General features: G+C 67.7%; 13 protein-coding genes. 8 read left to right on the forward strand and 5 right to left on the reverse strand.

Features of this window, described 5'->3' with window-relative positions; genetic code table 11:
- Positions 1 to 35: 35 nt before the first annotated feature.
- Positions 36 to 749: a DUF5324 family protein gene (locus tag OHA11_RS23205; RefSeq protein WP_266499264.1), complete on the reverse strand. Its 714-nt coding sequence runs from the start codon at positions 747 to 749 to the stop codon at positions 36 to 38.
- A gap of 338 nt (positions 750 to 1,087) precedes the next feature.
- On the opposite strand from OHA11_RS23205, the gene OHA11_RS23210 reads away from it, so the two are divergent.
- Positions 1,088 to 1,615 carry a peptidylprolyl isomerase gene (locus OHA11_RS23210; RefSeq protein WP_266499267.1) on the forward strand — a complete coding sequence of 176 codons (528 nt, stop codon included), beginning with the start codon at positions 1,088 to 1,090 and terminating at the stop codon, positions 1,613 to 1,615.
- Positions 1,616 to 1,740: 125 nt separating this feature from the next.
- Positions 1,741 to 2,643: a rhomboid family intramembrane serine protease gene (locus OHA11_RS23215; RefSeq protein ID WP_266499269.1), complete on the forward strand. Its 903-nt coding sequence runs from the start codon at positions 1,741 to 1,743 to the stop codon at positions 2,641 to 2,643.
- A 415-nt stretch (positions 2,644 to 3,058) separates the two neighbouring features.
- On the opposite strand, the gene crgA is transcribed toward OHA11_RS23215, so the two are convergent.
- Positions 3,059 to 3,313, reverse strand: coding sequence for a cell division protein CrgA (crgA, locus tag OHA11_RS23220; RefSeq protein ID WP_055613069.1), 255 nt, complete (start codon positions 3,311 to 3,313; stop codon positions 3,059 to 3,061).
- Between the two features lie 142 nt (positions 3,314 to 3,455).
- Here crgA and OHA11_RS23225 point away from each other — a divergent pair, with 142 nt between their 5' ends.
- The 6 genes from OHA11_RS23225 to OHA11_RS23250 all read left to right on the forward strand — a co-directional run bounded on the left by OHA11_RS23225 (position 3,456) and on the right by OHA11_RS23250 (position 8,338).
- On the forward strand, positions 3,456 to 4,235 hold the full coding sequence (locus OHA11_RS23225) for a DUF881 domain-containing protein (RefSeq protein WP_266499270.1): 780 nt from the start codon (positions 3,456 to 3,458) through the stop codon (positions 4,233 to 4,235).
- Positions 4,236 to 4,327: 92 nt separating this feature from the next.
- On the forward strand, positions 4,328 to 5,056 hold the full coding sequence (locus OHA11_RS23230) for a class E sortase (protein ID WP_266499271.1): 729 nt from the start codon (positions 4,328 to 4,330) through the stop codon (positions 5,054 to 5,056).
- 16 nt (positions 5,057 to 5,072) lie between these two features.
- A complete protein-coding gene (locus OHA11_RS23235; RefSeq protein ID WP_266499273.1) occupies positions 5,073 to 5,270 on the forward strand; it encodes a hypothetical protein in 198 nt (65 codons plus the stop codon).
- On the forward strand, positions 5,267 to 5,905 hold the full coding sequence (locus tag OHA11_RS23240) for an aminodeoxychorismate/anthranilate synthase component II (protein ID WP_266499275.1): 639 nt from the start codon (positions 5,267 to 5,269) through the stop codon (positions 5,903 to 5,905). The genes OHA11_RS23235 and OHA11_RS23240 overlap by 4 nt, the downstream gene beginning before the upstream one ends.
- Before the next feature lie 128 nt (positions 5,906 to 6,033).
- The gene (locus OHA11_RS23245) at positions 6,034 to 7,491 is read left to right on the forward strand and encodes a class E sortase (protein ID WP_266507390.1); all 1,458 of its coding nucleotides are present in this window, start codon (positions 6,034 to 6,036) and stop codon (positions 7,489 to 7,491) included.
- Positions 7,492 to 7,600: 109 nt separating this feature from the next.
- The gene (locus tag OHA11_RS23250) at positions 7,601 to 8,338 is read left to right on the forward strand and encodes a class E sortase (RefSeq protein WP_266499278.1); all 738 of its coding nucleotides are present in this window, start codon (positions 7,601 to 7,603) and stop codon (positions 8,336 to 8,338) included.
- A 142-nt stretch (positions 8,339 to 8,480) separates the two neighbouring features.
- Here the strand turns inward: OHA11_RS23250 and pknB are convergent, their stop codons facing one another.
- The 3 genes from pknB to OHA11_RS23265 all read right to left on the reverse strand — a co-directional run bounded on the left by pknB (position 8,481) and on the right by OHA11_RS23265 (position 13,598).
- Positions 8,481 to 10,493 carry a Stk1 family PASTA domain-containing Ser/Thr kinase gene (pknB, locus tag OHA11_RS23255; protein WP_266499279.1) on the reverse strand — a complete coding sequence of 671 codons (2,013 nt, stop codon included), beginning with the start codon at positions 10,491 to 10,493 and terminating at the stop codon, positions 8,481 to 8,483.
- A gap of 169 nt (positions 10,494 to 10,662) precedes the next feature.
- Positions 10,663 to 12,156, reverse strand: coding sequence for a penicillin-binding protein 2 (locus OHA11_RS23260; protein WP_266499281.1), 1,494 nt, complete (start codon positions 12,154 to 12,156; stop codon positions 10,663 to 10,665).
- The gene (locus tag OHA11_RS23265) at positions 12,153 to 13,598 is read right to left on the reverse strand and encodes an FtsW/RodA/SpoVE family cell cycle protein (RefSeq protein ID WP_266499283.1); all 1,446 of its coding nucleotides are present in this window, start codon (positions 13,596 to 13,598) and stop codon (positions 12,153 to 12,155) included. Before OHA11_RS23265 ends, OHA11_RS23260 begins: the two co-directional genes overlap by 4 nt.
- Positions 13,599 to 13,605: the final 7 nt, after the last annotated feature.

A 13,605-nucleotide genomic window follows, 5' to 3' on the forward strand; every position in this document is an offset into this window, starting at 1 on the left:
CCTGCCCCCCACGATGGTGATGTCCTACGGCCGCGTCAGTCGCGGTCCTCGCGCTCCGCCGCCTCGGCCTCGGCCTGCTTGGCCTGGACCTCGGGGTCGAGCTCGTCCTGACCGCTGTCGTCGACCGAGGTCAGGTGGCCGCCCTCCGGGACCTCCGTGGCGGCCGGCGGTTCGACCAGCCAGTCGGGGTTGGCCTGCTTGTCCCACCACTTCCAGGCGGCGAAGGCGCCACCGGCCAGGATGCCCAGAACGGCCAGGCCCTTGGCGAGGCGGCCGGCCCTGGCCCGCCGCTCGTGCTTACGGGCCAGCTTCTCGATCTCCTTGGCCGAGACCTGACCGCGCAGCGCCGCCATCGCCGCCGCACTGCGGGACGCGGCCTCGTCACGGACGGGACCGGCCGCGGCCCTGGCCTGCTCGATCCTCGGCCGGGAGTAGTCCGCCGCCTGCTGGGCAGCCTTGCGCGTGCGGACAGCTGCCTCGTGGGCGGCCAGGTCGACTTTCGGCGGTACATGGGTGCGCGCCTGCTCAAGACGCGGGGCGAGATGGGCGTCGTACTGCGTGCGTGCCTGTTCAGCGGCCAGGAGAGCGGCGGCCGACACCTTCGGCGCGAGCTTGACGCGTGCTTCCTGCGCGTAGTGCGTGGCTCGGTCCCTGGTCGTGTCGGCGTAGGGCGCCACCACTTCCGCGGCGTGCCGCACGCTGTCCCTCGCCGACTCGGCCGCTGCGCGCACGCTGTCCTTGCGGGTCACGGGATCCTCCTCCTCGGTGGCGTACATGGGGGCTTGGGGCCATCCCCCAGGAAGTCACAGTTCACCTTTCCACCCTTATCCGGATCATGCCTGCCGGAGCGCTCCGGGGCATGCGAGGGCGGGCATCCGGGTCATGAGAGACGACTCCGGGTCTACTCGGGGCAATAACCGATCAATGCGGTGCAACAGGAGCTTGCGACGACAATGTCACGGATCCCCGAACTGTGCGTCGCTTTGGTACGAAGCGGTTGAAGCGGTCCTGAACGGTGGTGACGGAAGACTGGCGGCGCGGTCCGTGCGAGGATCGGGGAGTCACAAAGGACAACGGAAGGCAGATCGTGGCTGAGCAGCTTTACGCCACCCTGAAGACCAATCACGGCGACATCGAAGTGCGGCTCCTGCCGAACCACGCGCCCAAGACGGTCCGGAACTTCGTCGAGCTCGCCAAGGGCGAGCGTGAGTGGACCAACCCGGCCACGGGTGCGAAGTCCACGGACAAGCTCTACGACGGCACGGTCTTCCACCGGGTGATCAGCGGATTCATGATCCAGGGCGGTGACCCGCTGGGCAACGGCACCGGCGGTCCCGGTTACGAGTTCGAGGACGAGTTCCACCCGGACCTCGCCTTCGACAAGCCGTACCTGCTGGCCATGGCGAACGCCGGCCCGGGCACCAACGGCTCCCAGTTCTTCATCACCGTCTCCCCGACGGCGTGGCTGACCCGCAAGCACACCATCTTCGGTGAGGTCAGCGACGGGGCGAGCCAGAAGATCGTGGACGCCATCGCCTCCGCGCAGACGAACCCGCGCACCGACCGCCCGGTCAACGACGTGGTCATCGAGTCGGTCGTCATCGAGACCCGCTGAACCGAGGCCTCCCGGGGGGAACCGAGAGAGGTCGCCCGCAGGGAACCAAACGCCCCGCCCATCCGTAAGGATGAGCGGGGCGGTGCGTTGCGTACCAAATGCGTACAGAGGATGAGGGGATCCCCATGGACCAGGCGCCAGGCAGCCCGCAGGAACCACAGGGTGCCGCGAGCCTGCCCACCTGTTACCGGCACCCGGACCGGGAGACCGGCGTCCACTGCACCCGCTGCGAGCGCCCCATCTGCCCCGAGTGCATGATCAGCGCCTCGGTCGGCTTCCAGTGCCCGGAATGCGTGCGGAACGGTTCCGGTACGGGCCACGCCCCCGACGCCGCCCAGCCGCGCACCCTCGCGGGCGGCACGGTCACCGCGGATCCCCGGCTGATCACCAAGATCCTCGTCGGGCTCAACCTCGCGATCTTCCTGGTCCAGCTCTCCGTGGGCGACCGCTTCACCGACAGCTTTTACCTCATCGGCCGGGTGTTCTTGCCGATCCTCGGAAACGACCTCCAGGGCGTCGCGGAGGGGCAGTGGTACCGGCTGGTCACGTCGATGTTCCTGCACGCCAGCTATATCCACATCGCCTTCAACATGTTCAGCCTGTGGTGGATCGGCGGCCCCCTGGAGGCGGCCCTCGGCCGTGCCCGCTACCTCGCCTTGTATGCGGTGTCCGGTCTCGCCGGCAGTGCGCTCACGTATCTGCTCGCCGAGCCGAACCAGCCGTCGCTGGGCGCCTCCGGCGCGATCTTCGGTCTGTTCGGCGCGACGGCTGTCCTCATGCGGCGGCTCAACTACGACATGCGTCCGGTGATCATCCTGCTGGTGATCAACCTGCTCTTCACCTTCAACCCAGGGTTCAACATCGCCTGGCAAGCCCATATCGGCGGCCTCGTCGGCGGTGTCCTGACCGGCTACGCCATGGTGCACGCGCCCCGTGAACGCCGGGCCCTGATCCAGTACGGCGCGTGCGCGCTCGTGTTGATCGCGGTTGTGGTCATGACAGTGGTGAGGACCGGCCAGCTCACCTGAGCCGAACAGCCCGCCCGCCTGAGCCGCGCTGCCCCGGCCATCCGGGCCGAGTTGCCCGGAGCCGCCCGAAAGTCAAGCTCGACCCGCCTGAGAGGCCGGCCCAACCCACCCGGGAGTCCCGCGGGAGCCCACGTTGTCCACAGACCGTGGCGGATCTTGTGCATGCTGTGTGGGAACAAGCGTGCCCCCTGTCCCTGACCTGGATTTCCCCAGGCGGGGCAGGGGGCGAACGCACTTCCGGATACCGGTAGGTCAGTCACACCGGCGTCAACGCCCGGTGGGTTATCCACAGATCTTCAGACCTATCCACACTGTGGAAACCCTTGTGGATAACTCAGTGGACAACTTGGGCCACGGCTTGCGGTCACAGGTGGGGAGAAGCCCTGGTGCAGGCTCCGGACACCTTACGGCCGCGTCACTTCCACTGCGTGGAAACGCCGAATCCCGCCGCGATGAAGCCGAAGCCCACCACGATGTTCCAGTTGCCCAGTGCGTCGATCGGCAGGGAACCGTCCGTCACGTAGAACACGACGATCCAGGCGAGGCCGATGAGGAACATGGCCAGCATGACCGGGGCGACCCAGGCACGGCTGTTCAGCTTGATGTTGGTCGCCTGCTTCGCCGGGGGCGGCGTGTAGTCGGCCTTCTTGCGGATACGTGACTTCGGCACGAGGGTCTCTCCTGTCGATGCGCTGCGTGGCCGCGCAGGGAACGTGGGCGGGCTCCGGGGCAGCGTACAAGGGGACTCTTAGCACTCCCCCGGGCGTCCGTTAGCGTAGTGCTTCCGCGGCGCCGAAGGAGATAAGGGTACGTTGAGCAATTCTGCCGACTCCTCCCAGTCGGGTTCCAGCACGGTCACAGTCCGGCGTTTCCGGCCGGTGCGGGTGCTGACCGTGGCCGTGTTCGCTCTGGCCGGGCTGATCTTCTTCACCAGCTTCAACACGGCCAAGGGCACCAATATCCGTACGGACGCCTCGCTGCTGAAGCTCTCCGACCTGATCCAGGAGCGCAGCCACAAGAACGGGCAGCTCGACGAGAGCAACGGCTCGTTGCGCGAAGACGTCGAGTCGCTCGCGGAGCGGGACAACGGCAGTACGAAGGCGGAGGCGGCCAGGCTCGCCGCCCTGGAGGAGAACGCGGGCACCCAGAAGCTCAAGGGCGAGGCCCTCACGGTCACCCTCGACGACGCGCCTCCGAACGCCACCGCGAAGCTCCCCGGCTACCCCGAGCCGCAGCCCGACTACCTGGTCATCCACCAGCAGGACCTCCAGGCCGTGGTGAACGCCCTGTGGCAGGGAGGCGCCAAGGGCATCAAGGTCATGGACCAGCGGCTGATCTCCACCTCCGCCGTCCGTTGTGTGGGCAACACCCTGATCCTCCAGGGCCGCGTCTACTCACCCCCGTACAAGGTCCAGGCGGTCGGCGACCCGGAGAAGCTCCAGAAGGCCCTCTCGGCCTCCAAGGCGATCCAGAACTACATGGTGTACGTCAACGTCTACGGGCTCGGCTGGAAAGTCGACGAGGACGGGACGGTGACTCTTCCCGGCTACTCGGGCACGGTGGATCTCCACTACGCGAAGCCTGTGGAGTAGCAGCCCATGAGGTGAGAGCCCATGGGGTATGAACCCGTGGGGTATGAGCGCATGGAGTAGTGGAGCCGCTGCCGCTGGGGGACCTTGTGTCGGTGCGAGTGGTCGTCAGGACGTTCAGCGAGCTGTGCGTCACCGTCGGCACCGTGATCGTGCTCTTCGTGGTCTACGTGCTGTTCTGGACGGGTGTGAAGGCCGACACCGCGATGGACGACCAGATCGCCCTGCTCCAGGAGCAGTGGGCGAAGGGCTCCGTGACCGCCGGGCCCGAGGAACCGAGGCCCACGCCCACGGCGACGGAGGGCCCCGGTGCGAGTCCCCGGGCGCCGGCCCCGTACAAGCCGGTCCCGTACAAGGACGGCAGGCCCTTCGCTGTGATGTACATCCCGCGGCTTGGTTTCACGTGGAACAAGCCCGTGCTCGAAGGCACGAAGACGGGCACCCTCAAGAAGGGCCTCGGCCACTACGCGAGCACCGCCCGGCTCGGGCAGCGGGGGAACTTCTCCGTCGCCGGCCATCGGCGTACGTACGGTGACCCGTTCAAGGATTTCCCCAGGTTGCGGCCGGGTGACGCGGTGGTGCTGACCGACGGCACGGCCTGGTTCACGTACCGCATCGATACGAAGCCCTACAAAACGCTTCCCAGTGACATGGCGGTCATTGACCCCGTACCGAAGAAGTCGGGGTACACGCGTGCGGGCCGCTATCTGACGCTGACGACCTGTGAGCCGGAATGGGGCCACAGCCACCGGCTGATTATCTGGGCACATCTTGACTCGACCCAGCCTGTAGAGGCTGGGAAACCGGAGGCCCTACGCCGTTAGTCTGGTCTGGTACGGCGTGAGTCTGGTGCCGTGGCGCGACGGAAGGGACGGCATGTACGGCTTTATCTGGCGGCATCTGCCGGGGAACACGTGGATCAAGGCACTGATCTCCATGGTGCTGATCCTCGCGGCGGTCTACGTGCTCTTCCAATACGTCTTCCCGTGGGCCGAACCGCTGCTGCCCTTCAACGATGTGACGGTGGACAACCAGTGAGCGCGCGGATTCTCGTCGTTGACAACTACGACAGCTTCGTCTTCAACCTGGTCCAGTACCTCTACCAGCTGGGCGCCGAGTGCGAGGTGCTGCGCAACGACGAGGTGTCGGCGCTGCACGCGCAGGACGGTTTCGACGGCGTGCTGCTGTCGCCCGGTCCCGGCACCCCCGAAGAGGCCGGTGTCTGCGTCGACATGGTGCGGCACTGCGCCGAGACCGGCATCCCCGTCTTCGGGGTCTGCCTCGGAATGCAGTCGATGCAGGTGGCGTACGGCGGGGTCGTGGACCGTGCGCCCGAGCTGCTGCACGGCAAGACGTCGCTCGTCGAGCACGAGGGCACGGGGGTGTTCGCGGGGCTGCCGTCGCCCTTCACCGCCACCCGCTACCACTCGTTGGCCGCCGAGCCGAAGACCGTGCCCGTCGAACTGGAGGTCACGGCCCGTACGCACGACGGGATCATCATGGGGCTCAGGCACCGTGAACTCCTGGTCGAGGGCGTGCAGTTCCACCCCGAGTCCGTCCTGACCGAGCACGGTCACCGCATGCTGGCCAACTGGCTGACCGAATGCGGCGACCAGGGTGCCGTGGCCAGATCGGTGGGGCTCGCTCCGGTGGTGGGCAGGGCCACGGCGTGACCGCGCTGCGCCCTGAGCGCGACAGTGCCGCCCCGTACGGCGAGGACGCCGGGTACGGGGGCGCTGAGGCGTTTGCGGCGCCGGGCGCTTTCGACGGGGCAACGGCCTTCGAGCCGTCCCGTGATGGTCTGACGTCCCTTGATTTCGCGGCGCCGAATGATGGTCTCGGGGCACTGAACGGTGCTGCCCGGCCGAACGGTGCGATGCGGGCCGCCGTCGACGGGCTCGCCGACCCGCTCAGCGACCCGCTGCCGGGCCAGCAGCAGCCCGCGGCCCCCACGCCCCCGGCAGCTCCCGCGGCTCCCGAGCAGGAGTGGTACGACCCTCAGGCGTACGCGCAGGACTGGAGCGCCGGGCAGACGGCCTCGTCGTACGCGGAGCCGGTGCGTCGGGCACACGCGGAGCCCGCGCACGGGTACGCCGAGCCGCAGCCGCAGCCGCAGCCGCAGCCGCAGCCGTCGTACGCCGAGCCGCAGCAACCGCTGCCGTATGCCGAGCCGCAACGCTCGTACGAGGAGCAGCAACCGTCCTATGGAGCGGCGCCTGGAGTGACTCCCGGCGTGGCTCCTGGCGCGGCGCCGCAGACGCCGTACGAGCCGCCTCCCGCCGACGACGAGACGGTAGGGCTGCGCATAGCCGACGTCGAGTCCATAACGGGAACCACGAGGACCGCCGCCGCGACCCCTGGGTCCGCCGCAACGCCCGCAGGGGGCGTCGGAGGCGCGGGAGCCCCGGGCGGTGGCCGTGCGGCCCGTCGCAAGGCCGCCAGGCGTCACGGCCACGGTCACGGGCGGCACAGCGGGGCCGGTGGGTCCGGCGGGGCACACGAGGGGCAGGAGGGGCAGGAGAGCCGGGACGAGTCCGGAGCGCCCCTCTCCCGTATGGAGGCGAGACGCGCGGCGCGGGCACGGAAGCCGGGCGCGGCCGTGCTGGCCAGCCGCGCGATCGGCGAGGTGTTCATCACCACCGGCGTACTGATGCTGCTGTTCGTGACGTACCAGCTGTGGTGGACGAACGTCCGGGCGCACGCGCAGGCGGGCAACGCGGCGAGCAGCCTCCAGGACGACTGGGCCAGCGGCAAGGGGAACCCGGGGACGTTCGAGCCGGGGCAGGGTTTCGCCCTTCTGCACATCCCGAAGCTGGACGTGATCGTGCCGATAGCCGAGGGCACCGACAAGAAGCGGGTGCTGGACCGCGGCATGGTCGGCCACTATGCCGAGGACGGCGTGAAGACGGCGATGCCGGACGCCAAGACGGGCAACTTCGGTCTTGCCGGTCACCGCAACACCCATGGCGAACCGTTCCGCTACATCAACCGTCTCAAGCCGGGCGACCCGATCGTGGTGGAGACGCAGGACAAGTACTTCGTCTACAAGATGGCGTCGATCCTGCCGGTGACACCGCCGAGCAACACGTCCGTGCTGGACGCGATCCCCAAGGCGGGGGGCTTCACCAAGGCGGGCCGCTACATCACTCTCACCACCTGCACCCCAGAATTCACCAGCAAGTACCGGATGATCGTCTGGGGCACGATGGTCGAGGAACGGCCGCGCGACCAGGGCAAACCGGACGAGCTCGTCAGCTGAGAGTATCCCTGGCGACCAGACGTTCCTAGCGCCATGGAAGTTCAGACGTCATGGCATCCCATGCTTCACGACATCCCAAGATTCCTGAGAGACCAGACGGGGCAACGCAGTGGCAGCGACGACCGACCACGAAGAGCACACGGACGCCCGGGCGTCCTCGCCCGCGCCGCGGCGCCGCGGCGGCCGGATCGCGGCGGCGGTCAGCGTCTTCGGTGAACTCCTCATCACGGCGGGGCTGATCCTCGGCCTGTTCGTCGCCTACTCGCTGTGGTGGACGAACGTCGTCGCGGACCGGGCGGCCGACAAGCAGGGCGACAAGGTGCGCGACCACTGGGCGGAGGACCGCGGCCCGGTCGGTCTGGACACCAAGGACGGCATCGGCTTCCTGCACGTCCCGGCGATGAACAGCGGCGAGGTGCTGGTCAAGAAGGGCACCTCCACCAAGTCCCTCAACAACGGCATCGCCGGCTACTACACCGACCCCGTCAAGTCCGCCCTCCCGCAGGACAAGAAGGGCAACTTCTCGCTGGCCGCCCACCGCGACGGCCACGGCGCCAAGTTCCACAACATCGACAAGCTCAAGAAGGGCGACGCGATCGTCTTCGAGACCAAGGACGACTGGTACGTCTACAAGGTCTACGCGACCCTCCCCGAGACGTCGAAGTTCAACGTCAAGGTCCTCGCGCCCGTCCCCAAGGAATCGGGCAAGAAGAAGGCGGGCCGCTACATCACGCTCACGACCTGCACGCCCGTCTACACGTCCCGCTACCGGTACGTCGTGTGGGGCGAGCTGGATCGTGTGGAGAAGGTCAACGACGAGCGCACGCCGCCGCCGGAGCTGCGCTAGCGGGACAGCGGGAGCGGGAGCGGGAGCGGGCGGGGAGCAGCGGGGAGCAGCGGGGAGCAGCGGGGAGCAGCAAGTGGGGGCGTGTGCGGCTCTGTCGAGCTGCACACGCCCCCATCCTTGTGTGGCGGGTCTTGATCCCGGGTCAGTCGTCTTCGCTGCGGACTACCCCGCTGGTGCCTCCGAACAGGCCGCCGTTGCCGTTGCCGCCGTTGTTCTGTTGACCGGCATCGACCGTGCCGAGGGTGACCTTGTCGCCGGCCTTCACCTGCTGGCCCTCCTGCGGGTTGCTGGCGAGGACGATGGAGTTGTCGTCCTGCGACCCCTGGATGTTGCCAAGCTGGAGCTGGTTCTGCGCGAGAACCTGCTTGGCCTGGGCGAGGGTCAGCTGGGTCACCTTCGGCATGGCGAACTTCTGCTCCTCCGCCGCCTTGCCGATCTGGATCGTCACCGTGTCGCCGGGGTCGGCCTGCGAGTTGGCTGCGGGCACCGTCGCGATGACCTTGCCGACCAGGTTCTGGTCGTCGGTCTCCACATCGTTGCAGGTGCCCTTGAGGTCGTTCTGCTCCATCCGCGCCTTGGCGTCGTCACAGCTCAGGCCGCTGACGTCCGGAACGGTGACCTGCTCCTTCTCCTTGGCGATGGTGAGGGTGACCACGGTCCCCTTCTCCACCTCCTTACCCGCCGTCGGGTCCTGTTCGAGGACCGTGCCGGGCTCCTCGCTGGACTCCTTGGTCTCCGTCTCGACCTTGAAGCCGTACTTGTCGTCCTCAAGCTTCTCGGTGGCCTCGTCGACCGGGTCGTCGATGACGTTCGGGACGGCGACCTTCGGCGCCCCCGTCGACACCGTCAGCGTGATCGTGTCGTTCTTCTTGACCTGGGTCTCCGCCTTCGGGTTCTGGGCGCAGATACTGTTCTTCGGGGTGTTCTCGCAGGGCTTGGACTCGGTCGTCAGGTTCAGCTCACGGTTGACGGCCATCTTCTTGGCCTCGTCCAGAGTCCGGCCGACGAAGTTCGGCGCCGGGAACGCCTCGTCGTCCGACCCGCCGTCCCCAGTGAACGCCCACTTGCCGATGAGGATCGCGCCGACCAGGACGAGCGCGCCCGCGACGACCAGCAGGATCGTCGAGGTGTTGCTCTTCTTCGGCTGGCGTCGGCGCCCGGCGCGGTCGTCGTAGCCGAAGCCGCCGTCGTCCGGGCTCATCGGGGGCAGCATGGACGTGGCCTGCGCGTCCGTGGAGCGCAGCGCGGTGGTGGGCCGGTCGTCGGGGTAGCCGCCGTAGCCCACGGAGCCCATGGCCGCCGTCGCCGCGACGGGCTGGCCGTCGAGGCAGGCCTCGATGTCGATGCGCATCTCGTCGGCGGACTGGTACCGGTAGTCCGGGTCCTTGGTGAGCGCCTTCAGGACGATGGCATCCATCTCGGGCGTGATCTCGGGGTCGAAGACGCTCGGCGGCTGCGGCTCCTCGCGCACGTGCTGGTACGCCACGGCGACCGGGGAGTCCCCGATGAACGGCGGGCGGACCGTCAGGAGCTCGTACAGCAGACATCCCGCCGAGTACAGGTCGGAGCGGGCGTCGACCTGCTCGCCCTTGGCCTGCTCCGGCGAGAGGTACTGCGCCGTCCCTATGACCGCCGAGGTCTGCGTCATCGTCATGCCGGAGTCGCCCATGGCGCGGGCGATGCCGAAGTCCATGACCTTGACCTGGCCGTTGCGCGTCAGCATGACGTTCGCCGGCTTGATGTCGCGGTGGACGATGCCCGCGCGGTGCGAGTACTCGAGTGCCTGGAGGATGCCGATGGTCATCTCCATGGCCCGCTCGGGCAGCAGTTTGCGCCCGGAGTGCAGCAGCTCTCTCAGCGTGGACCCGTCGACGTACTCCATCACGATGTACGGGATGGAGATGCCCTCGATGTAGTCCTCACCCGTGTCGTACACGGCGACGATCGCGGGATGGTTGAGCGAGGCGGCCGACTGGGCCTCCCGGCGGAACCGGGCCTGGAACGACGGGTCACGTGCGAGGTCGGCTCGCAGCGTCTTCACCGCCACCGTGCGGCCGAGCCGGGTGTCATGGGCGAGGTGTACCTCCGCCATGCCACCACGGCCGAGCACGTGGCCCAGCTCGTACCGGCCGCCGAGGCGACGCGGCTCTTCCATAGCTACCTACCAGCCCTCTCCGACGGTCCCGATCACACCACGTGTGGTCGGGCGGTGTGCTGTCCGGGCATACCGTACCCGGCTCGCCTTGACTGACCTGGCTATAACCGTCACCCGATACAGGACCGGTATCGCAACGTGCACCGATGTGAAGGGGACGTGAGCGGGGTCACTTCTTGCTGTCGATGACTGCCTTCATCACGTCCCTCGCAATCGGTGCCGCGAGACCGCCGCCGGTGATGTTCTGACGGTTGCCGGCGTCCTCGTCCTCGACGACCACGGCGACGGCGACCGGTGAGCTGCCGTCTTCGAGCTTTGCGTACGAGATGAACCAGGCGTACGGGTTCCCGCTGTTGTCGATGCCGCGCTGGGCGGTACCGGTCTTGCCGCCGACGGTGACGCCGTCCTCGTTGATCGCACCCTTCTTGCCGGTGCCGTCCGTGACGACCGTCTCCATCATCGACTGAAGGATCTGGGCGTTCTTCTCGGACAGCGGCTCACTCATCTGCTCCGGGTCGGTCTGCTCGATGACGTCGAGGTTCGGCGCCTGGAGCTTGTCGACCATGTACGGCTTCATCAGCTTGCCGTCGTTGGCGATGGCCGCGGTCACCATGGCCATCTGCAGCGGCGTCGTGGCGGTCTCGAACTGGCCGATCGAGCTGAGCGCGGTCTGCGGCCTGTCCATCTTCTCGGGGAAGTTGGAGGCGCTGGAGCGGACCGGGATGAACTGCTCGGCGTTGAAGCCGAACTTCTTGGCCTCCTCCAGCATGTCCTCCCTGCCGACGTCGACGCCCAGCTTGCCGAAGACGGTGTTGCAGGACACGCGCAGCGCCTCGCGCAGGGTCGCGTTCTTGCAGGGGATGGTCCCCTCGTTCTTCAGCTCGGTGGTGGTGTCCGGCAGGGTGTACGGCAGGGGCGAGTCGGTCTTCTCGTCCGCGGACGAGTAGAGGCCCTTCTCCAGGGCCGCGGCCGTGGTGACCACCTTGAAGGTGGAGCCGGGCGGGTAGATCTCGCGCAGCGCCCGGTTGAGCATCGGGTTGTCCGGGTCGTTCTTCTTCTGGAGCTTCTCCCAGGCCGCGCCGTCGCCCTTGGTGGTGTTCCCGGCGAACGACGACGGGTCGTAGGAGGGCGTGGAGGCCAGCGCCAGGATCGCGCCGGTCTCGGGGTCGATCGCGGCGACGGCGCCCTTGCCCTGCTTGACCAGACCGTTGTACGCGGCCTTCTGCGCGGCGGCGTTGAGCGTGGTGACGACGTTGCCGCCCTCCTGCTTCTTGCCGGTGATCATGTCGAGGGTGCGGCGGAAGAAGAGCCGGTCGTCGTTGCCGGTGAGGATGCCGTCATCGATGCTCTCCAGCTGGGTGGCGCCGAAGGCCTGCGAGGCGTAGCCCGTGACGGGGGCCCACATCGGGCCGTCCTTGTAGGTGCGCTTGTACTCGAAGTCGTTGTAGCCGTCGCCGCTCGTCTTGGTCGATCCGGTGATGGGATTGCCGTCGACGATGATGTCCCCGCGTGGGGAGGCGTAGCGGGCGATGGAGACGCGGCGGTTCTTGGGATCGTTCTTGAGGTCTTCGGCCATGACGTACTGGAGCCAGTTGTCACGGACGAGCAGGGCGAGGACGAGTAGCCCGCAGAAGAGTGCGATCCGGCGCAGGGGCTTGTTCATGACGGGCGGACCACCTGGGTCATCTCGGCGTCGGGGTTCGGGGCAGGAGCGGGGGCCGGGCGGCGCGCGGTGTCGCTGATGCGGATCAGGATGCCGATGAGGGCCCAGTTGGCGAGGACGGAGGAACCGCCTGACGCCAGGAACGGCATAGTCATACCGGTCAGCGGGATGAGGCCCATCACGCCGCCGGAGACGACGAACACCTGGAGTGCGAAAGCGCCGGACAGTCCGATGGCGAGGAGCTTTCCGAAGGGGTCACGGGCGGCGAGGGCGGTGCGCACGCCGCGCTCCACGATCAGTCCGTAGATGAGCAGGATCGCCATGACGCCGGCCAGGCCGAGCTCCTCGCCGAACGTGGCGAGGATGAAGTCGGAGTTGGTGGCGAACCGGATGAGGTCGGAGTGACCCTGGCCGAGTCCGGTGCCGAGGGTGCCGCCGGAGCCGAAGGCCCACAGGGCCTGCATGGACTGCTCGGAGTGGACGCCGGGGGCACCGGACTGGCTCAGTGTGTACTCGCGCATGGGGTCGAGCCAGGCCTGGACACGCTGCTGGACGTGCGGTTCGAAGGAAGCCACACCGACCGCGCCGGCGCCGGACATCAGCAGACCGAACACGATCCAGCTGGTGCGCTCGGTGGCGACGTACAGCATGATGATGAACATTCCGAAGAACAGCAGCGACGTACCGAGGTCGGTCTCGAATACCAGGATGAGGATCGAGATGAACCACACGACGAGGATCGGCCCGAGGTCGCGTCCGCGTGGCAGGTACAGGCCCATGAAGCGGCGGCTGGCGAGCGCGAGCGCGTCCCTCTTCACCATGAGGTAGCCGGCGAAGAAGACCGCGAGGACGATCTTCGCGAACTCGCCGGGCTGGACGGTTCCCAGACCCGGGATCTTGATCCAGATCTTGGCGCCGAAGACGCTGGCTCCGAGGCCCGGCACCAGTGGCAGCACGAGCAGTACGAGGGCCACCGCCATGGAGATGTACGTGTAGCGCTGCAGGACGCGGTGGTCCTTGAGGAAGATCAGCACGACGACGAACAGGCTGATGCCGAGCGCGGTGTACAACAACTGACGGGGTGCGGCACTGCCCGCCTGGTTGATCGACTGGAGCAGCTTGGACTGGTCGAGCCGCCAGATGGCGACCAGACCGAGCCCGTTGAGCAGCGTCGCCAGCGGCAGCAGCAGCGGGTCCGCGTAGGGCGCGAACTTTCGTACGACGAGATGGCCGACGCCCGCGAGCAGGCCGAGACCGAGGCCGTAGCTCAGCAGGCCGGGCGGCACCGAGTCGTTGATGGCCAGGCCGACGTTGGCGTAGGCGAACACCGGGATGAGCACGGCGAACACCAGCAGCGCGAGCTCGGTGTTACGTCGGCTCGGTGTTCCGATCGAGCCGATCGTGGACGTGTGGTGCGTCGACGGGTTGGAAGTGCTGCTCATCGTGTGA

This window comes from Streptomyces sp. NBC_00878, assembly GCF_026341515.1.
Lineage (GTDB): Bacteria > Actinomycetota > Actinomycetes > Streptomycetales > Streptomycetaceae > Streptomyces.

Bases quoted from the DNA above. Each gene is read 5' to 3' on its own strand.
- OHA11_RS23215 (WP_266499269.1), top strand. From the start codon at position 1,741: ATGGACCAGGCGCCAGGCAGCCCGCAGGAACCACAGGGTGCCGCGAGC.
- pknB (WP_266499279.1), bottom strand. From the start codon at position 10,493: ATGGAAGAGCCGCGTCGCCTCGGCGGCCGGTACGAGCTGGGCCACGTG.
- OHA11_RS23260 (WP_266499281.1), bottom strand. From the start codon at position 12,156: ATGAACAAGCCCCTGCGCCGGATCGCACTCTTCTGCGGGCTACTCGTC.
- OHA11_RS23265 (WP_266499283.1), bottom strand. From the start codon at position 13,598: ATGAGCAGCACTTCCAACCCGTCGACGCACCACACGTCCACGATCGGC.